The following is a 21,217-nucleotide window of genomic DNA, read 5'->3' on the forward strand; positions in this document are numbered from 1 at the left end:
GAAATAATAAGCTTAATATTTTGCTCCGATAATTTCTTAATCAATTCTAGTAACTGGGAATGTTCAAACCAGGAAGCAGTCAACGAACGATAGGCTGCCTCGTCATTTGCCAATTCACGAATCATCTCACTTTCAGTACGTGCATGAGAAAGCATATCCACAAAATTGTAAACAAAGACATTCAACTGAGAATCCAGCAGGGTTGATAAATTATCAAGAATTTTAGCTCCCCCTTTCTTAGAGCTGACCTTCTCATAGTTGTATTTAATATCTTTAAACTTACGTTTTAAATGCAACCCTATGAGCTCCTCTTCATGCAAATTCTTGCTGCTATCTTCATCATCATTAATCCAAAGTGTCGGATACTGCTTCTGGATATCTAAAGGCATCAAGCCTGAGAACATAGCATTCCGCGCATATTGCGTAGCTGTAGGTAAGATAGAACAATACATATCATCATCCTTCATTACAAAATACTCACTAATAATTGGATACAAGATCTGCCACTGATCTACACGTAAATTGTCGATCAAAATAAAAACAACCTTATCCCCTTTATCTAAAAGCGGGAAAACCTTATTCTTAAAAACATTGTGCGAGAATAGAGGCTTATCTATGGAATCGGTATTCATCCAATCCAAATAGTTCTTCTTTATATAGCGAGCAAATAAATTATTGGCTTCTGATTTCTGCATCTTGAGTACCTCATCCATACCTGAATCTTCGATTCCGGCAAGTTCCAGTTCCCAAAAAACCAATTTTTTGTAGACTTGTTTCCAATCATCAAAGTTCCTACAATCATTTATCTCCATTCCTAACTGTGAGAATCTGGATTGATAGGCAGAGGTGGTTTTTTCAGATACTAATCGCCTTTTATCCGTATTTTTTTTGATGCTCAGAAGAATTTGCTTAGGATTTACGGGCTTGATCAGATAGTCGCTTATATGACCTCCAATGGCTTCATCCATGATATCTTCTTCCTCACTCTTTGTGATCATCACTATGGGAAGAGTCAGATCGATAGCCTTTATCTCTGACAAAGCTTCCAAACCCGTCATACCAGGCATATTCTCATCCAATAAAACCAAATCGTAATGGGTCTTGCGAACCATATCGATTGCCTCAGGAGCATTATTACAAGTTTCAACGATATAATCTTTTCCCTCAAGGAAAATAATATGTGGTTTTAATAAGTCTATCTCATCGTCAACCCAAAGTATCTTAATTGCTTTCACGTACAAATCTTTTTAATGTTCTACAATTGGTAATGCACTATTACCTTTAGTATTCATCGTAGTAACAAGATTCTTTATGCTTTTCAATTTCTCAACTTGTCCTACTCCATTAGTAACGTTCCTTACGGCCAATATATTTCAACAATAACATTAAGAAAGCTTAATTTAAGTAGCGCTTGCTAAAAAATTTCAAATACTCATCCGTATCCGTTAGATTTTTAAACATCTCAAAATTATCCTTCGAGATAATAAAATTTCTATAGCCAGACTTTTCAACCTGATCAAATAGATTTCGATTGGATATGATCGCTCTGAAATACATCATCGCCTGTTTTTTATTTCTCATATTAGAAACGACAATCATATCACGTTCTTCGTCAAGAGATAGAAGTTCTGTTTTCAAAGTTTTCGTATTGTATTTCTTAATCTTGTTTTCAACGGCCTTAGAATTTACGCCTTCTTTTTTAAAGATTAGAACAAAATCGTGAGCCAAGTTTGCATTATACTGGTAAGGTCCATTATCATTTTCGACTACTTTCGATTTATCCTCTTGGTTTTTAGCCGCTTTTTTAATGTAGTTCTCACTAAAAAAAGATAGATATTTATTCAAACTTCTATTCACAAAAAACTTCATAAAATTCTTCTCTCCAATCACAAAACTCTCATAATCAATTTGAGCTAGCTGATCAAACACCTTTTTATCTTTTGTAATTTGATCAAAATAGTCCATTGCTGAATCCTGTGATCCCAGATTATTGACAATCACCATATGGTGGGTTTCATCGTATTGTTCTTTTATAGCTCGGAAATCCTTATCATGATTGAAGACATCATTCTTTATCTTTATCACATTTATCTTGCGTGAAGGCACTAATAAAATGAAGCGATGATTATCTTTTGAATCAATTTCGAAATCCTGATCATGTATCTCTTCATCAACCAATTCACCCTCTTGCTCTATCAATGCCGCTTTCTTCTGATAATAATGCTTCTTATAGAAACTCATATATTCATCAATGAGTTCTTCATTCTTCATTGTTTCAAAATTTGATACCGATATTAAGAAGTTTTTATAAGGTACATTTTCCAGACCTCTATAAGCTTTATCTGACGCAATAATTTGATTAAAATAAGTCAAAGCTTCTTCTTTATTCTTAAGCCCCTTAACTAAAATAATAACATCATTTTTATTCATTGAAAGACGATCTGTTCTTAAGCTTCTTTTATTCTCTGATCTGTTGTAACGATCAATATTGAACATGGTTTTATTAGGATCTAAGGCTCTTCTCTTGAATAAGAGGACAAAGTAATGCTCTTCGTTAGGAATGAACTTAAAATATTCTTTTTCAATATTAAAATCGCTCCCACCTCCATTTGCCATTTCAAGGGCCAACTGATCTTCAATCCTCCAATTAATCAGTAATCGATTCTGCCTAGCCTTATTCATATCTTCCTGAGAATACTGAATTGGAACAGATCCTGCATTTAGAGTACTCAAAATACCACGAGAAACTTCTTCAATTTCGGAGCTTGGCTTTGATTCAAGAAGCTCCTGAAGCACTATCTTAAAATCTTCTACACTTTGAGTTCGTCCTATGGACAAAGCTCTTAAAAACAAGAAATTTGATTCTAATTTCGACTCTGGATATTTCTTCAAGCCTTGTTCACAAATACGAATAACTTGCTCGTAATAAAAGTTTTGAAAAGCATCATAAGCTGTTAAATAAAATGATTCGGCCTCCCTATTTTGCGCTTCAATTTTTGCCCAATAATCCGGATCATTTAAAGCTTTAGCATAATCTGTATCTGCAAATTCTGTGAGAATCTTATTCTTATAGTATTCCGATTTAGAATAATTATTTTCCTGTTTATACAAGGAATAGCATTGGTAATAAGCTGATAACAAATAGGGGTTTTGAGGGAAGCGTTTTAATAAAACCTCCATTATCTCAATTGCTTTAGCTCTATCAAACAATCGTTCAGAATATACAAATGACGCCTCGTGTAAAGCTTCCATTATATCTTGATTCGATTTTTCTATCAATTCATCAGTTAAAGGTAAATCAACGAGATAGTAGGATTTATTCTTACGATCGCCTTTATCAACAATAACTTTTGTATCTCCATTTTCGTCAATAGGATCAACATCTAAATTATCACCTGTTGCAATTGATTTATTCTTACGCCTCCAGTTATCCGTTAGTTTTCTCCTTCCCCACTTACGCAGAAATTCTGATTTCCCTAACCCCACAGTTGTTGGGTTATAGAAATACCAATTCCCTTGTGTTTGAGATGAATTATTGGAACTAAAATTCCCGACCATATTATTCTGAGTAAAGAACGTTTTATCTGCTCTATTCTCAGCTTCAGCTAATCTTTTAGATTCTTCTTTTTCTAGCTCTTTATCTATCAAACTACGTATCAGGAAATCTCTTTCCTTCTCACTCATTCCAGCAATTCTCTGCAAACTATCCTCTTTTTCAATAATATTTAGATTATTTACTAAATTGGTCAAATTACCCACTCTAAGTGATATGTTAAGATAATTTGGATAGTTTTTATCAAGATAAACCATAGAGCTATCATAACAAATCTGAGCTTTTTTATAATTAAGATCAGCAAAGTAGTTATCTGCTAACTTGATGAATGATACAGCCTTTTGATTATCATTGGCGACACTTTCTTTTGTCGACTTCCAATAATTCTCTATGGCTGCATTTTTATCTCCATCCATCATATCCATTTCAGCTAAGGCAAAATAAATCTGATCTCTGTAATCTGCATTTTTCTGATCCTTTAGCATCTTATTTAGCTGCCTGCGAATTTCAGGACCATTCCCCGAGCCTGTGTATGTAAGTGCTTGTGAGATTTTGGCATTAAAAGCCATCTCGTAGGTAGAATGCAATTTTATTAAGCGTAAGAAAGCATCTGAAGCATTACTAGCCTGGTCTAACTTAAGATACAGCTGACCCAAAATATAATAATACTTGGCTTTAATATGTTTTGTGTTTTGCAACTGAATTGCAGTGCGTAGGTTCGAAACAGCAGCCAGATAATCTTTCTCACGAATACTGATATCTGTAAAAAGGGCTGCAACTTCCAGTCTATCCTTTTTAGATAACTTAGGTAAAGCACTCACCTCTTCAAGCAAAGCAATCGCTCCAAAATAATTCTCCTGATCGATTTGACATCTGGCTAATTCAATTTGAAATTCATGCTTTATTTTCGATTTGGGAAAATCCTTCAAGCCTTGTTCCAAGGCTTTTTCAGCTGTTCTATAATCTGCTTTATAAAACTGGGCTCTACCAAGAAGTAAGTAGCAATCCTCAATCCAACTATTAAATTCTTTTTTCTTACGAAACTCCTTATACTTATCAGATTGTTCTCCTTTTTTACGCTTAGGTTTTCTTGTAATCGAGTGTAATTTTATAGCCTTGGTAGCCTTGTCTATAGCATTATCAATATCGCCAGCAGCTATAGCTCGTGCACTAATATCCTGATAATCGAATACAGGTAAGATCGTGGTATAATTGTATTCAATGCCGTCTTCAATCTTCTTTTTTCCAGCCTTAAGACTTTCCTTTCCGTTAAAAAAAACATTATAATGAGTCGTGAGTGCGTGATATTTACGACTCACAAAGGTGTTCTTTTGGTTAGAGCATGCTATTGAAAAGAGAACAATAGCCAAACTCAAAATTACAGTATTTAACTTTCCTTTATTCAAAGCAATTCTATTTTTATTGGAAATACTAAAGGTTCAAAGACCTCAATAATCTATTTGAAAATGCAAAACAATATACAAATAGATTAGCTAGCTATCAGCCTTAGAAACTATTTTTTATATCGACTTCAATTTATAAGAATTCATTAATAGGATTTATGTCTCAAGGAAATTTTATCACCTAAAGATTTCTAACAAATAAACTCTTCTAAACGATCACCTTAAGTTTACTATCCGATTTCAAACAGAAATTATCGTAATCAAGATTTGTAATCAAATTAACGCCAGGTTTCTTACCTATTTCAAAACTGCCTAAATGATCGAAACCTAAAGCATCAGCACCATTTAAGCAGGCCCACTTTATTTGTTGCTCCAGGCTTAAATCGGCTTTAATAGTCTGTAAATATTTAAGCTCATCAAAAACAGATAGTTTAAGATGGCTAGACAAACTCCCTGTCCCTATACAAAACGCTTTATCGGCAGAAATATTGTTAGTGAATAATCGACCTAAAACTGTACTTGGGAATTCTGAAAACAGCTTACTTGTATATACTTCAGAAGTGTCATGAATATCTCTAATACTTAGTTTTGATTTTTTTTTAAGATCATGACTCTTCTTGGCAGGAAAAAAATCTGCGGCACCTTTAGTTCCAAAAGCTTCCAAGTGATTAATCGCTTTTTGAATCATCAGAATATCACCTGTTTCCCCCAATGACAATTTAGCTAAATCGTTAGAATTGATCAATCCAGTATTCATATTAGGCCATGACAAAAAGGTGAAAACATCAACAAAACCAGGAACAATAACCCCACTATAGTATTCTAAATCCTGTATTTCTTTAACAGAACCTTTTCTATCAATCAATTCAGCAACAGAATTATCATCATTTAAAACTAAGATCCCATTCTTCAATGGAGTTCCTTCGTTACTGATGATATAAGTGGCAGAAATTTTTCTCATTACTTCTTCAGCTCATCAATTTTTCGAATTTTCCTAGGCTTATCAAGTTCTCTATATTTTTGGGGCCTATCAATTTCTTCGTACCTTTTGAACTCATCTCTTCCAAATCTTTTCATTCTTACAATAGAATCAAGCCCTATAGAATCACGCTTAATTTGAGGATTAAAGATCATGATATCTTTCAGTTGAATATGCTGAGTGAAATTACTATCCACATTACTCCAGACAATAATACTTCCTCTCAACTCTTTAAAAGTAGAATCAGTGTACTCCAACTGAGTTTCGTATCGAACAAAGTCATCTGAATGCTCTATAGGAATAGAATCAAAATAAATTCGTTCTCCTTTTTTCAGAGAATCCTCTTTCCAAAAATAAGCCTTTAAGAATGGGTTCATGCTTTGATCATCTTTAAAACGCTTAACCTTAGCACGAACTGTATAAATCCCCATTTCCGTAACAGGAATTAAAAAACTTAAATCCTCACGATGACCTCTGCCTAAAAACACATTCCTTCTACCTTTCCATAAATTCACTGTATCGCGAACAACTAAAGAATCTTTAAGAGTTATGCGAAACTGCGTTTCCATACGGTTCAAAGAATCAATTACCTTCTCGTAAATCTTTTCATATAAGGCAGAATTTTGCGTATAAAAACTTACACAAGAATCAAACTGGTCTGGCGTAATATTATATTTCTTATAGATCGAATTATAATAAAAACTAGGGCGATACTCTTTGCCTCGAGTTACAATATTCTTAGAGGTTAAGACACCATCAGTTAAATGAATATCAAATAGGATTCGTGTAAAATCATCCTTTGACAAATACGTTTTTTCCTCTTTTTTAGCACAAGAGATTAAAAGTAATGTTGCTAAAAGCAAAAATATTAATTGTTTATTCATAATAAGTCGGTACGGAATTTATCTTAGACAAAGATAAAAAATCAGTTCATAGAAACTTGTTTAAAATACTTAAATCGAAGCAATTCTGCCAGATATAAAGTAAAACTAAAGCTCCTTCTTTATCTTTTTAAAAAGATCAGATGCAAACACAAAATTATTTAAAGATTGGTTCTCAGTATCAAAAATCTCTTCACTTGAACCTTCCCAAGCTTTCACTCCTTTATTTATAAAAAGAATTTTTTCGCCTATCTCCATCACAGAATTCATGTCATGCGTATTGATAATCGTTGTCATATTAAATTCCTTGGTGATTTCTTGAATTAGCTTATCAATCAAAATAGCTGTAACCGGATCGAGACCTGAATTGGGCTCATCACAAAACAAATAAATTGGATTAAGAGCAATGGCCCTTGCAATAGCTACACGCTTTTGCATCCCTCCACTTATCTCAGCTGGGTATAGTTTATGTGCCTTCTTTATATCAACACGATCCAGGCAAAATTTCACTCGCTCTTGTTTAGCATCTTCGTTCATATCAGAAAACATGTCAAGAGGAAAACGAACATTATCCTCCACTGATAAAGAATCAAAAAGTGCTCCTCCTTGAAAGACCATTCCCATTTCCTTGCGAATAAGCTTCCTTTCATTAAAATTCATCTGAGTAAAATCACGATCATTATAAAAAACATGACCATTATCTACCTCGTGCAAACCAATGATTGACTTAAGCAAAACCGTTTTGCCTGACCCACTCTGTCCAATGATCAAGTTTGTTTTACCCGCCTCAAATTGAATAGATATATCATCTAGTACCTTCAAATCGCCAAAGGATTTATTGACTTCTTTCAATTCAATCATTTCAATAAAATTTGAGTAAGAATCAGATTAGCTAACAGAATAAGAATACTACTATTCACAACAGCTTTTGTACTGGCTTTACCAACTTCTAAAGCACCTCCAGAAACAAAATACCCATAATAAGATGGAATCGAAGTAATGATAAAAGCAAAAACAAGCGTTTTGATTAAAGAATAAGTTATGTAGTAAGGAATAAAATCATTTTGTACACCATAAAGAAAATCGGAAATACTAACGACATTTGTAAATGAACTAGCCAATAAACCACCTGCAATCCCAACAAAAACACTGAGAATGTATAAGAATGGGTTAATAAAAACGGCAGCTATTATCTTAGGGAAGATTAAATAACTTGCTGAATTAACTCCCATAATTTCAAGTGCATCAATCTGCTCCGTAACACGCATAGATCCTATTTCAGAAGCTATATTAGAACCAACCTTTCCTGCTAATATTAAACCAACTATTGTGGACGAAAATTCCAGTATCATCGATTCACGAGTAGTATACCCCACTAGGTAGTCTGGTAATAAAGGGTTTACTAAATTATAGGCTGTTTGAAGACTAATTACAGCACCCATAAATACAGAGATAATAACCACAATGCCAACAGAATTAACACCCAGTTTATATATCTCTTTGATAATCTGTGCAAAAAACACGCGTCCTCTTTCTGGTTTAGAGAAAACTCTATTCAGAAAAAGGATATATTGTCCTATATTTTCAATAAAACTCATAAGGTTTACATTTTATGATAAAAGTAACAATTATCCCTTAATTATCATCTAGAATAATAAAAAGCCAACTACATTCAAATCATTGTTTGAAATCAATAATTGAATGTGTAATTTTAGAAAAAGCAATTGAGACTAAATATCCTTGCTTAGATATCTAAAACACACAATGATGAATTCAAACATTTACTGCGTCATTATGGCGGGTGGTATCGGTTCCCGATTTTGGCCACTAAGTAAGCAGAAAAGTCCGAAACAGTTTCTTGATATATTAGGTACTGGAAAAACACTTATTCAAATGGCTTTTGAACGATTCAGTTCCGTTTGTCCCTCAGAAAACTACTATATCGTCACTAACGAGCAGTATAAGGATTTAGTTTTGGAACAGCTTCCTATGCTTAAGCCTGAACAAGTGTTACTTGAACCTATCATGCGAAACACAGCTCCTTGTGTAGCTTATGCCAATTATAAAATAAAACAACGAGATGAGAATGCTCGTATAATAATTTCACCTGCTGATCATCTAATCACAAACGAAACCGATTTTCTAAATGTCATAAACGAGGGTTTAAACTATGTAACTGATACGGATAAACTCCTCACACTTGGTTTAAAGCCAAATCGCCCAGAGACTGGTTATGGCTATATACAAGTAGAGAATAACACTATAGATCTAGGCATTTCAAAAGTTAAGACCTTCACTGAGAAACCAAATATAGATCTAGCTAAAGTCTTTTTAAACTCAGGTGATTTTTTCTGGAACTCAGGAATTTTCATTTGGTCACTTACAGCAATCGATGCAGCTTTTAAAGCCTACTTGCCTGATGTAGATAGTCTATTTTCATCGGGTGAAAATATTTCAGATGAAGCTTCTGAAAAGGAATTCATTAACAAGATATACCCAAAATGTCCAAACATCTCAATCGATTATGGCATACTGGAAAAGTCTGATAAGGTTTATGTCTTCTGCGCAGATTTTGGTTGGTCTGACCTTGGAACATGGGGATCACTTTACATTAGATCAAACAAAGATGAAGCAGGAAATGCTGTTCAGGGCGATAATGTTATGCTTTACGATTCTGAAAACTGCTTAATTAATGTTCCGAAAGAAAAGCTTGTCGTTGTGCAGGGAATAAATGATTATATCATAGTTGATAGTAAAGACACCCTACTCATTTGCAAAAAGGAAAATGAAAAAGATATTAAAACATTTATCGGAGACATTAAAGTTTCAAAAAAGAATAAGTTTATTTAATAAAAAAAAGGAGCCAAAAGGCTCCTTTTTTTTATTAAATAATATCTTAATATTCCCAAAAATCGTGTTCCATATTTAAAAGATCATTCTTAATCTTTTCTGATTCCAACATGGTTTGAAGACCTACAGTATACGATTCTATTGGTCTATTATCATGAACATTCGAAACTTGTGTAATATAACTTGAAAAACGCCTCTTCATGAACAAGTCATCATACGAGAATCTTCGAGCATCATTAAATGGATTAAAAACTTCATGTGTTGCTAACAATTGTCTAGCCTCAGGGAAAAAGATCCAGAACATCATCTTCTTACGCAAACCATCAGTTTCGCCATCACCCTCTTTTATGTACTCACGAATAGGACATAAACCAATAATTCTGACTTGTAAAGTTGAACTCTGCTTATCGAATAACCACTGTTCCTTTACCAAGTATTTAGTTACCTCATTTGTAGACATTGTCTTAGGAACAATCTTTGTTTCCATCAAACCTGTTTCTCTGTTCTGTTGTCTAACTGTATCAACACCCGCACCAAATTTAGAACGAATATCTTCAATTGAGAGTGGCATTGTAAATTCGTCATCATCAGTATCATAAGCCGTTAGTCCTTCATTTTCAATTCCAAACATCAAAAGATCAATTAAACTATATCTATCATCCATAGGCCGAGTTGGATAATACATAGGCTGATTCATCTTTTCGCGCAGATTAATAACACGCCAAACTAATTTAGAGAAAATCACATCTGCCTCACGTATGTGAGCATATGGAATGGGTCTCTCATTCTTAGTATGATCCTTAGAATAAATACTAGTAGGAGTTGTCTGTGCTTTTGATTGAGAAAAGCTACCCATTATGATTAAACCGACTAATAAAAATATAATCCTTTTCATCCGTAAATAATTTTATGTCCAAGGCAGATTGCTACTCATTACATTGAGAGTAAGCTATCTAATTCTAAATTAACACGGTTTAGACATTTTGAATAAACCGACAATACTTAAATTCTCACGTAAAGAATTACTTAATTCTAAACGATATTGCAGGAAGATTACGAATTGAACCATCTGGTCCAACAGCCTTAATATCCTCGATATAAACTTTCCTATTCTTTCTTAAACCTTTCAGCAACTTGACTTGAGCTGGTGTAAAATAATCAGACTTTGATTTTTCATCTCTTGTAAATCCTTTTACCTGTGTTGAAACAGTAAAGCTTTTAATTTTAAATTTCAGGTCAAAGTCAAAATTATCCATAACGGCATCCACACCAGTCTGCATCGCCAACAGATTCTTATTAATTGAGCCTCCATTTTTACCTGCTACCATAGCAACAGGATCAGGAATAGGTTTTACTCTAAACTCTACTGATTTCAAAGTACGCCACTTGCCATCCAATTTACCTTTAACAGTAACATTAGCTACTTTACCTACGATTTGAGGTCTTGCAATATAGCCTTCACCACTTTTAACAAGTACGCCATTATCAACAGTAGCATCAATATTTTCCATGGTAAAACCAGGAGCCGATACACTGACAGGATTATCAACACCAGCATAAAATACGTTCATTTTAGTTGGGGAAACAACTACCTGAGGTTCACTAACAATATATTCTGCTTCAAATGGATAATCTCTTGTTTCTCCAGACGGTGTGGTATAATGAACAACACCACCCCATGATTTCTGTCCTAATTCATTTTCCTTACGAGTATATATTCCTCTTCTCGATGCAGGATCAAAATTCTTAATTTCTCCACCACCTGTAAGAGTAATTATAGGGTTTTGAGTAGTATCACTGGCTGCCAAGAAGACCTCAGCTTCATACGTATCACCTTTTAATACGAAATTTGTTTTAGCAATCACTTGAGCTTTCAACTTATTAAAAGGGAATGACTCAGCTTCAATCTGATTAAATAGATATTTAACAGCATCAGATTCTACCGATCGAATATCCGTTTGAAGTTTAGATAAAAGTGTTACTGCACCTGCCAACGGAATATGTGCAAATTGAAGAGATTCCCATGAATAAGCTGGATCACCAGCCTTTTTCTTTGGAGGATCATCCGTATTTAAAGTCGAAGCAATAGAGTGTATAAACAGACTATCTTTTTCAGGAATCAATCCCAAAATATGTTCTCTAAAATCTGAAACTTGCTTTTTTAAAATTTTTCCTTTGCCACCAACAATCATAAGTTGAGCCGCAACATCAATATTATCCTTCTTTTGAATACTATCTATACGACCTTCTGGGCCATCGGCAATCTTAACTAACTTAACCTTATAATCTTGTAACTCCTTACACAAATCGTTTGATAAACCCTGTATCACAATTGCCTTGTCATAAGAAGGTTTTACTTTTTTAGTATTGGCATCTAAGGCTCTTTCGAATTCACCATAAATCATTTGGTTTTTCTGTTCGAAAGTTCGAACGGTTTTTGCTAAACCATTATCAATTATAGTAAAGGCATCCAATACCTCATTAGATACATTTATAGCCAACATTGCTGTCAGGAATAAATACATCATTCCGATCATTTTCTGTCGTGGTGTTTCTTTACAATTCGATGCTCCCATATTAGCTTAAATAGAAAATTTAGTCAATATTAATTTTTATTCTTACTAATATCTAAAGCACTCAACATATTACCATACACAGAATTCAATGCAGATAAACGATCATTCAATGCTTCAGTTTCTTGTCGATATACCTTCGTGTTATCAAGAGTCACATTAAGATTCTCAACAATTTCATTAAAGTTGTCCTGAACTCTTCGTCCTTCATCAATTTGCTCATTTGAATGCTTCAATTGCAATTCAAACACAGAATTCAGAGAAGATAATTTTTCATTAAGACTTGACATCGACTCAGCATAACTCTTGCCACTTTCAGTGATATGTGAAAAGTTTCCGTTTAAACTAGATTTAAAATCTTCGTAAGTATTCAATAACTGATCGCCTGATTCTTGAACTCTATCAGAGAATTCTTGACCATTACTTGAAATAGTCGATGCCAATTGGCTATATGACTGACTTAATTCTGAAGCCGATTCTGATATATTTTGAGAAGAAGAATTATAAGAATCAGAAAGAATGCCTACAGATTCACTAGCATTTCTAAGTGTTTCTATATATCCCTCGGTCACTACAGCAGCTTCTGACATATCTGAAATACGTTCTGCAGCATCAGAGAGCTTACCTAATCCTTGACTTAAATTCGATAGCTTATTAGAATCTATACTCACATTCTCTAAGAATGATTGTAATTCATCTAAACCTTCAACTTGAAGACCTCCCGCTCTTTCTCTAGGATCCAAACCAATCAGCTCTGGATAAACCAAACTCCAATCTGGCTCTTCATGTGGGGGTTCAAAAGCTGAAAAGAAAAAAATGATTACTTCGGTAAGCATACCGACAGTTAGCAATGTTCCAGCATGATTCCAGTGTTGAATTTTGAAAAGGGCTCCTAATAAAACTACAGATGCACCCCAACCGTACACATAACCCATAAATCTTTTCCACCTAGGGGATTCAACTATTTCGGTAATATTCATAATAACTTATTTAGGATCGTTTTATTTACAATTATTTTACGTGACGTGTACGAACACATCTAAATCCAATAAATGACTTAGCAGTATCTTGATATTCATAGCTGGAAACACCACATTGGAGGAAATACCCAACATCTTTCCATGATCCACCTCTTACAACTTTTCTCTTTAAAGCAGGAGGATCATTTGGTAGTGCATTATATTGATAGTTTGGATTCATGTCGTGAGTAAAGCTATATGCCGACTCTGCATATACTGCAGATGTCCACTCAGCAACATTACCTGCCATATCGTAAAGTCCATATCCGTTAGGCTCGTATGTTCCAACACGTAAAGTAACCAAACCACCATCATCTACATAGTTCCCTCTTAATGGTTTAAAGTTAGCCAGAAAGCATCCTTTTTCATTGCGAGTATAGTCACCTCCCCATGGGTAAAGGTTTAGAGCAATACCACCTCTAGCGGCATATTCCCATTCTGTTTCTGTTGGTAAACGGTATTCAGGAACTGAATATTTTCCATTTTTTCTTAGTGCAGAATTATGGAACTCTGTTCTCCAACGGCAGAATGCACGAGCTTGCTTCCAACTCACACCCACAACAGGATAATCATCGAATGACGGGTGCCAGAAATATTGCTCTGCCAAGGGCTCGTTATATGAATACGTGAAATCGTGAATCCAACTTAAAGTATCTGGATAAATATTCAAAGATTCTTTAATAATAAAAGATGATCTATCCTCAATACTCTTTCGTCCTCCTTGATAATCATCAACTAGACCTTCGTATTCTCCTGTTTCGCTATTGTAACGGTTTGATAAACGAGCAGCTTGCTTAAAGTCGACCCATTGAAAAGAAAAAACTAATTTTCTTGCATCAATTTCTTTTCTGCTCGAGAATCTTTCGTGCTCAGGCACATACATTTCTTCAAGAAGTTCAGCATACTCCTCATTATCCCAATCAATTTCTGTATTCCAATTAAGTGTTGGAGGTTCAATAAGATTACCATTCTCATCTTCAGAATTCAAAAACTCTTCAAATTGCTCACCTAGTTTGGTTCTAGCTATAGAATCACGTACCCACTCTACAAACTGACGGTACTCATTATTAGTAATCTCTGTTTCATCCATCCAGAAAGCCCCGATAGAAGTACGTTTCGATTGAGAATTTAATGCCCAGGTTGCATCCTGATCATTGATTCCTTGGGTAAAACTTCCACTAGGAATAAGAACCATACCATGTGGAATAGGTTCCATATATTTCCCTCTTTGTGCAGCACCAACCAATTCGCCACCTTCGTTTCTACGACCACAGCTAGACAATGCTAATAGAAAAATAACTCCGATAAAAACAACAAATTTATTCATAACTCTATGATTCGTGCTAAGCACTGATTTTTAATACATTTTTCTTCTACAGGAAGCGAATACTCTTATATTTCTGCTTCCGCTTAATTAAACTCGGTGTAAAATGATAAGCCAACATAAATTCTAATGAAGGCTTTTTAATATCTGATACAGAAATATCATAAGCAACACCTATATCTAATCCATTCTTTAATAATATTCCTACTAAAAAAACAAAAGCGTCGTCTACTCTATAGGAAACGCCACCACGGTATTTTTTATTGTATACAACATTCGTATTGATGTCATATTGTGTACTTATCGCATCTGTTTTAACAAAAAACGATGGTACAATATCAATCTGGTAGTTCAGAGCATGCTTATACCCACCCATGAAATAATAATGTCTATACAAATATGTTTCAAGACTTTCATTATAAGCCACGTTTGGCTTATTAATATGAGTTGTTGATGCACCTAAATATAATGTTTTACTTCTATAATAGAAGCCTAAGCCTGCATCAAAAACAATTTTATTTGCATCAATATTTCCTCCAGTTAAAAGAACATCTCCATCATCCAAAGCTTTCCATTCTCCTTTTAATGCATTATTTTGTAATCCGACACTTAAACCAGCATTCAAAATACCATTAAATATTTTAAACTGATAAGCGTATTGAAACTTTATATTGGTTTTGTTTTCAACACCCAATTTATCACTCATTACTGTTAAACCCAAACCATGCATTCTACGCCCAATTTTCAGCGGCACATTCCCATTGAAAGCCGTAGAAACAGGAGCATCATCAAATCCGATCCACTGCTGGCGGTTAATAATAGATCCTGTCATTTCATCACCAACACCTGCAAATGCAGGGTTAAAAGTGAGTAAGTTATACATATTTTGGCTGAACTGAGGATCCTGCTGAGCTTTAGACACAAAGCTTATCCCAACAGCCAATATGATGAAAAATATTTTTCTCATAAAATAGAAACAGATACTGTACTAATGATAATCTGGTTGCTGTAAAGTAAGCAATAATATTCATCTTTTACAAGCTTCATCAAAGTAGAGGTCACTTTAGTCAAACAAAACACATATTTTACATTAAACAAGCTATATATAAAATTACACTTTTCTTGAATTTTTCGGTATTAAATTGTCAATAAAACACACAAAAAAAAAAGAACCCAACGAAATATATCGTTGGATTCTTGAGTTATTCAATATTTGAATAAAAATTTATTCTTTATTTCTTGACAACCGTTTTTTTCTTTGTAGCTGTCGCCTTTTTAGCTACAGCTTTTTTCTTAGCTGGAGCCTTCTTCTTTACCGCTGTTGTTTTATTTGCTGCAGTTGTTTTTTTCTTCTTCTGAGGCGTATCCTTAATTATTTTCAAACAATCTTTATAAGAAAGAGATGTTGGATCAATATCTTTAGCCAATCTGTAATTTTCTTTTTGATAAGCTATATATGGTCCCCAGCGACCGTTCAAGACCTGGATATCAGCATCTTCTTCGAAAGACTTAATATGCTTCAAGCGATCCTTCTCGCGCTTCTCTTCAATTAAAACAATTGCTCTTTCCAAATCGATCGTCATTGGATCATCAACATCCTTCTCTAGTGATGAGAATTTACTATCGTGACGAACATATGGTCCAAAACGCCCAATTGCAACAACCACTTTTTTATCTTCGTATAAGCCTAAGTCCCTAGGCAGTTTAAAAAGATCAATCGCCTCATCAAGAGTTATAGTTTCAAGATGCTGACCTGCTAGTAAGCTGGCAAATTTTGGTTTTTCTTCGTCCCCCTCTGCACTTTCACCTAATTGAGCCATTGGCCCGTAACGTCCAATACGAACTAGAATAACTTTACCTGTTTTTGGATCTTCACCAAGAATTCTTTCTCCTGTAGAACGGTCAGATGTTTCAAGTGTTTTCTCAACATTTTCGTGGAAAGGAAAATAAAATTTCCCAATCATTTCATACCAAATTGAGTTACCTAGAGCAATCTCATCGAATTCTTTCTCTACATCAGCTGTAAAGTTGTAGTTCATAATATTTGAGAAATGCTTTACCAGAAAATCAGTAACAACCATTCCAATATCCGAGGGGAATAATTTCTTATTCTCAGCTCCAGTTATTTGACTTTTCATCTCTTCTTCAATCAAGTTGTCGATTAGATTGAAGACCTCATACTGACGTTGTACACCATCACGTGTTTCTTTAACAACATAACCTCTGTTTTGAACAGTAGTAATTGTTGGTGCATATGTTGATGGACGACCGATCCCTAATTCCTCAAGTTTTTTAACCAAACTTGCCTCTGTAAATCGTGGAGGATGGTGCGTGAAATTCTGAATAGCTTTAATGTACTCATTCTCTAATTTATCACCAATACTTACTTGTGGAAGAAGAGATTCTTCTTGTTTCTGTTCTTCATCGTCAGTTGATTCCAAATAAACCTTAAGGAAACCTTCGAATTTGATCATCTCACCAGTTGCAACAAACTTTTCCTCATTTGTTGAAATACTGATTTTAATATTTGTTTTTTCGAGCAAAGCATCGCTCATTTGAGAAGCAATAGTACGCTTCCAAATCAAATCATAAAGACGCTTTTCATTTGACTCACCCTCTACACGATCCTTATTAAGGTATGCAGGACGAATAGCCTCGTGAGCCTCTTGAGCACCTTTACTCTTTGTACTATATTTTCTAATCTTCACATAGTCTGCACCATGCAAACGTGTAATTTCCTCTTTGGCAGTCTTCAAAGCTGTCTCAGACAAGTTTACGGAGTCTGTTCTCATATAGGTAATATGTCCAGCCTCATACAAACGCTGAGCAACTGTCATTGTTTGAGAAACTGAAAATCCTAACTTCCGACTCGCTTCCTGCTGCAAGGTTGAAGTTGTAAAAGGTGCAGCCGGCTTTCTAACAGATGGCTTCTTCACAATATCATTGATATGATATTCTGCATTTTTACATGACTCCAAAAACTTTAGTGTTTCTTCTTTGGTGTCGAAACGTTTAGGAAGTTCCGATTTCAATACTTTATTCGAACCATTTTTATCTGTAACTAAGAAATGAGCCACAACCTTATAAAATGATTTCGATTTAAAAGCAATGATCTCACGTTCTCTTTCAACGATAAGACGAACAGCCACAGACTGCACACGTCCCGCCGATAAAGAAGGTTTAACCTTTTTCCACAAGACAGGTGAGATCTCAAATCCTACAAGTCTATCAAGGATTCGACGAGCCTGTTGAGCATTTACCAAATTCTCATCTATCTGACGTGGATTTTCTACTGCATTTAGAATTGCCTCTTTTGTAATTTCATGAAAAACAATACGTTTTGTATTCTCTTTCTTTAATTTAAGTTCCTCAAACAAATGCCAAGCAATTGCCTCTCCCTCGCGGTCCTCATCGGAAGCTATCCAAACCGTTTTTGCTTCCTTCGCCAACTTCTTTAGTTCTGTTACAACTTTCTTTTTGTCCGTCGAAACAATATATTTAGGCGTAAAGTTGTTCTTGATATCAATACCAAAATCCTTCTTGTCAAGATCTCGGATATGCCCAAAACTGGACTTCACAAGAAAACTGTCTCCTAAAAACTTTTCGATTGTTTTCGCCTTTGCAGGGGACTCAACAATAACTAAATTCTCTACCATCGCATCAATATTTATGGAAAATCGTGCTCTTAAATTTTGTGCAAAGTAAAAACATATGATCCCTAAGTTCCAAATTTTATGATACTAATTTTCAAAACTCTTTATTTTAGGGGTCGTATTTTGAGGAAAAACATACTCATAAGATTTGTTGTTTTATTTACTATTTTTACGAACGAATTGCATACAAACAAAGCAGAACAACAATTAATTTTAGATAATATGACTGAGTCAGATCTTAATAATACAGACAACAAAACTGAAGTATCTGAAAATTTAAAAAAATATATCATTGCATTCTGGGCTATGTTTTCATTTATAGTCTTAAGTGTATTCTTTTTATTTATGGGGGTTTCAAATGGAAATTTTGGTTTTATGCCGAGTTTCGAAGAGCTTGAGAATCCCAAAAATAGTTTGGCCACCGAAATTTATTCTGCAGATAAGGTTCTCCTTGGAAAATTCTATTTCCAAAACAGAAGTTTCGTAAAATACGAAGAATTATCTCCTGATATGGTTCATGCTTTAGTGGCAACCGAAGATGTTAGGTTCTACGATCACTCAGGTATTGATTTAATAGGTCTTGCTCGTGTTGCTAAAGGATTAGTTACTGCCAACAAAAATGCTGGTGGAGGAAGTACGCTTTCGCAACAATTGGCTAAAATGCTTTTCCCAAGAGAGCGCTTCAGCAGCAAGGTTGATATGGTCTTCCGAAAATTTCGTGAGTGGGTTATCAGTGTTAAACTTGAACGTAGCTATACCAAAGAAGAAATTCTTACCATGTATTTAAATAAGTACGATTTCTTAAACTTAGCTGTAGGTGTTAAATCTGCAGCCCGCGTATATTTTAATACAACTCCCGATTCGCTTAAAGTTGAACAGTCCGCAATGTTAGTTGGTATGGCTAAAAACTCTTCATACTACAATCCACTTCGCCGACCTGAATTGACTTTAGATAGGCGTAATGTTGTCTTAAGCCAAATGGTGAAGTATAACTATCTTGAGCAACAGCAATACGATTCTCTAAAGCTTTTACCTCTTAACCTGGATTACCAAAAAGTTGACCACCGAAGAGGAAGTGCAACGTATTTTAGAGAATATTTAAGAACAAGCCTTACAGCAAGAAAACCCCTAGAAAGTCGATATCCTTCGTGGAATAAACAACAATTTATTGAAGATTCTCTTCAATGGAAGAATAACCCATTTTTTGGATGGTGTAATAAAAATAAAAAAGCAGATGGAGAATCCTATAATATTTATAAGGATGGTTTAAAAATATATACGACCATTGATTCTCGTATGCAGAAATATGCCGAGCAAGCCGTCAGAGAGCATTTAGGCCTTGATTTACAACCTGCTTTTGACAATGAGAAGAGATATCACAAAAATCCTCCTTTTTCTGATGATTTAGACGACGAAGCCGTAGAACGGAATTTATACTTATCAATGAGAAGAAGTGAAAGGTTCCGTGTTCTAAAAGACAAAGATATTTCTCTTGATTCTATTAAAAGTATTTTTGAAACACCTACCCCAATGAGAATCTTCACCTGGAAAGGGGAGCGTGATACTATATTGTCACCTAACGATTCTATGCTGTATTATAAGGGATTTCTTAGAGCTGGTTTTATGTCTATGGTTCCACAAACAGGCGAAGTTAGAGCCTACGTAGGTGGACCAAATTACAAATACTTTATGTACGATATGGTAAATAATGGTAAGCGCCAAGTTGGTTCTATCATCAAACCATTCCTGTACACAGTAGCCATGCAAGAGGGATTAACACCATGCGATAAAGTTCCAAATATTGCACAGACTTTTGATGTCGGTGACGGAACAACATGGACCTCAAGAAACTCTACAAGCAAACGTTCTGGAGAGATGGTAACCCTTAGATGGGGGCTGGCGAATTCTGTAAACAATATCTCTGGCTGGGTTTTGAAACAGTTCAAACCCAATGCAATTGTCGAAATGGCAAAAAAGATGGGTATCGTCAGTCGAATTGATCCTGTGCCTTCAATATTCTTAGGAACATCCGAAATTACAGTTCGTGAAATGGTAGGAGCCTATGCTACTTATGCAAACAAAGGCGTTTATATTAAACCTCGTTTTATTTCAAGAATTGAAGATAGCAAAGGAAATGAGATTGCTCGCTCAATCCCTCAAAAACGTGAGGCGATGAGTGCTAAAACAGCTTACCTGATGACCAACCTTCTTGAAGGTGTTGTGAATCGAGGAACAGCTGGGCGCCTGAGATGGAAGTACAACCTTCGTAACCCTATTGGGGGAAAAACAGGAACCACCCAAAATCATTCGGATGGTTGGTTTATGGGTGTTACACCCAATCTGGTCTCTGGAGTTTGGGTTGGAGCTGAAGATAGAGCCATCCATTTCGAAGGAATTACTCAAGGACAAGGAGCTAATATGGCTTTACCAATTTGGGGACTATATATGCAAAAAGTATATGCTGATGAATCTTTAAATATACCGAAAGGCAAGTTTGAAAAACCTATAGGTTTCAATATTGATCTGGATTGTAACACTCAATCTAAAAACCCAAGAAATAAGGGTTTAATCCAAAATGAAGAAGAAGATTTCTTTTAAAATCAGTCATCTAATATTATTGGCAAATTATAATTTTTGATTAAACTTGCAAAACGATTTGGGTTCCGAAAGGAATAATAGGGAATCCTGTTAAAAACAGGAGCTGTCCCCGCAGCTGTAATTCTTGATTCGAAATTTTTCGAATCTGTATTTTGAACGAAAGACCACTGTCAGCCTGAAGCGGACGGGAAGGTGTTCAAAATTGAGATAAGCCAGAAGACCTGCCTATAATCTTGAGTTTAGCTTTCGGGTAAGAAAAGCAGAAAGTCTCTGTAACCTTTCACTTTTTTGACGCAAGCAGAGTTGATCTTTGCCATAGATCTGCTCGTAAAAATTCATAAGTAACTGTTAAAAGGATTGTAAAATTGCGATAGCAAGCTTACA

14 protein-coding genes and 1 riboswitch are annotated in these 21,217 nt (G+C 34.9%); of the genes, 2 read left to right on the forward strand and 12 right to left on the reverse strand.

Going from position 1 to position 21,217, the window contains the following annotated elements:
* The 6 genes from ABY905_RS03435 to ABY905_RS03460 all read right to left on the reverse strand — a co-directional run.
* Positions 1 to 1,235, reverse strand: a 1,235-nt coding sequence (locus ABY905_RS03435) for a response regulator (protein WP_372640521.1), incomplete at its 3' end; no start/stop codon positions are given.
* A gap of 160 nt (positions 1,236 to 1,395) precedes the next feature.
* The gene (locus tag ABY905_RS03440) at positions 1,396 to 4,959 is read right to left on the reverse strand and encodes a tetratricopeptide repeat protein (RefSeq protein ID WP_372640523.1); all 3,564 of its coding nucleotides are present in this window, start codon (positions 4,957 to 4,959) and stop codon (positions 1,396 to 1,398) included.
* A gap of 205 nt (positions 4,960 to 5,164) precedes the next feature.
* Complete coding sequence (locus tag ABY905_RS03445) at positions 5,165 to 5,917, reverse strand: amidohydrolase family protein (protein ID WP_372640525.1); 753 nt, start codon at positions 5,915 to 5,917, stop codon at positions 5,165 to 5,167.
* Complete coding sequence (locus ABY905_RS03450) at positions 5,917 to 6,819, reverse strand: DUF4296 domain-containing protein (RefSeq protein WP_372640528.1); 903 nt, start codon at positions 6,817 to 6,819, stop codon at positions 5,917 to 5,919. Before ABY905_RS03450 ends, ABY905_RS03445 begins: the two co-directional genes overlap by 1 nt.
* A gap of 105 nt (positions 6,820 to 6,924) precedes the next feature.
* A complete protein-coding gene (locus ABY905_RS03455) occupies positions 6,925 to 7,677 on the reverse strand; it encodes an ABC transporter ATP-binding protein (protein ID WP_372640531.1) in 753 nt (250 codons plus the stop codon).
* The gene (locus ABY905_RS03460) at positions 7,674 to 8,414 is read right to left on the reverse strand and encodes an MlaE family ABC transporter permease (RefSeq protein WP_372640534.1); all 741 of its coding nucleotides are present in this window, start codon (positions 8,412 to 8,414) and stop codon (positions 7,674 to 7,676) included. The genes ABY905_RS03455 and ABY905_RS03460 overlap by 4 nt, the downstream gene beginning before the upstream one ends.
* A gap of 169 nt (positions 8,415 to 8,583) precedes the next feature.
* Here ABY905_RS03460 and ABY905_RS03465 point away from each other — a divergent pair, with 169 nt between their 5' ends.
* The gene (locus ABY905_RS03465; RefSeq protein ID WP_372640537.1) at positions 8,584 to 9,666 is read left to right on the forward strand and encodes a mannose-1-phosphate guanylyltransferase; all 1,083 of its coding nucleotides are present in this window, start codon (positions 8,584 to 8,586) and stop codon (positions 9,664 to 9,666) included.
* 46 nt (positions 9,667 to 9,712) lie between these two features.
* Here ABY905_RS03465 and gldN read toward each other — a convergent pair whose 3' ends face one another.
* From gldN to topA, 6 genes are all read right to left on the reverse strand, one after another.
* A complete protein-coding gene (gene gldN / locus ABY905_RS03470; protein ID WP_372640540.1) occupies positions 9,713 to 10,561 on the reverse strand; it encodes a gliding motility protein GldN in 849 nt (282 codons plus the stop codon).
* A gap of 127 nt (positions 10,562 to 10,688) precedes the next feature.
* Positions 10,689 to 12,242 (reverse strand): gliding motility protein GldM, encoded by a 1,554-nt coding sequence (gene gldM, locus ABY905_RS03475; RefSeq protein ID WP_372640542.1) that lies wholly within the window; start codon positions 12,240 to 12,242, stop codon positions 10,689 to 10,691.
* Between the two features lie 29 nt (positions 12,243 to 12,271).
* The gene (gene gldL, locus ABY905_RS03480; protein ID WP_372640544.1) at positions 12,272 to 13,219 is read right to left on the reverse strand and encodes a gliding motility protein GldL; all 948 of its coding nucleotides are present in this window, start codon (positions 13,217 to 13,219) and stop codon (positions 12,272 to 12,274) included.
* Positions 13,220 to 13,250: 31 nt separating this feature from the next.
* Positions 13,251 to 14,585 (reverse strand): SUMF1/EgtB/PvdO family nonheme iron enzyme, encoded by a 1,335-nt coding sequence (locus tag ABY905_RS03485; RefSeq protein ID WP_372640546.1) that lies wholly within the window; start codon positions 14,583 to 14,585, stop codon positions 13,251 to 13,253.
* Between the two features lie 46 nt (positions 14,586 to 14,631).
* Positions 14,632 to 15,549, reverse strand: a complete 918-nt coding sequence (locus ABY905_RS03490; protein WP_372640548.1) for a type IX secretion system membrane protein PorP/SprF — start codon at positions 15,547 to 15,549, stop codon at positions 14,632 to 14,634.
* Positions 15,550 to 15,814: 265 nt separating this feature from the next.
* Positions 15,815 to 18,238: a type I DNA topoisomerase gene (topA, locus tag ABY905_RS03495; RefSeq protein ID WP_372640551.1), complete on the reverse strand. Its 2,424-nt coding sequence runs from the start codon at positions 18,236 to 18,238 to the stop codon at positions 15,815 to 15,817.
* 219 nt (positions 18,239 to 18,457) lie between these two features.
* On the opposite strand from topA, the gene ABY905_RS03500 reads away from it, so the two are divergent.
* Positions 18,458 to 20,833 (forward strand): penicillin-binding protein 1A, encoded by a 2,376-nt coding sequence (locus ABY905_RS03500; RefSeq protein ID WP_372640553.1) that lies wholly within the window; start codon positions 18,458 to 18,460, stop codon positions 20,831 to 20,833.
* A gap of 43 nt (positions 20,834 to 20,876) precedes the next feature.
* Positions 20,877 to 21,077, forward strand: a riboswitch (cobalamin riboswitch).
* The last annotated feature ends 140 nt before the right edge of the window (positions 21,078 to 21,217 follow it).

The sequence above is a fragment of the Ancylomarina sp. genome (assembly GCF_041555295.1).
In the GTDB taxonomy this organism is placed as follows: domain Bacteria; phylum Bacteroidota; class Bacteroidia; order Bacteroidales; family Marinifilaceae; genus Ancylomarina.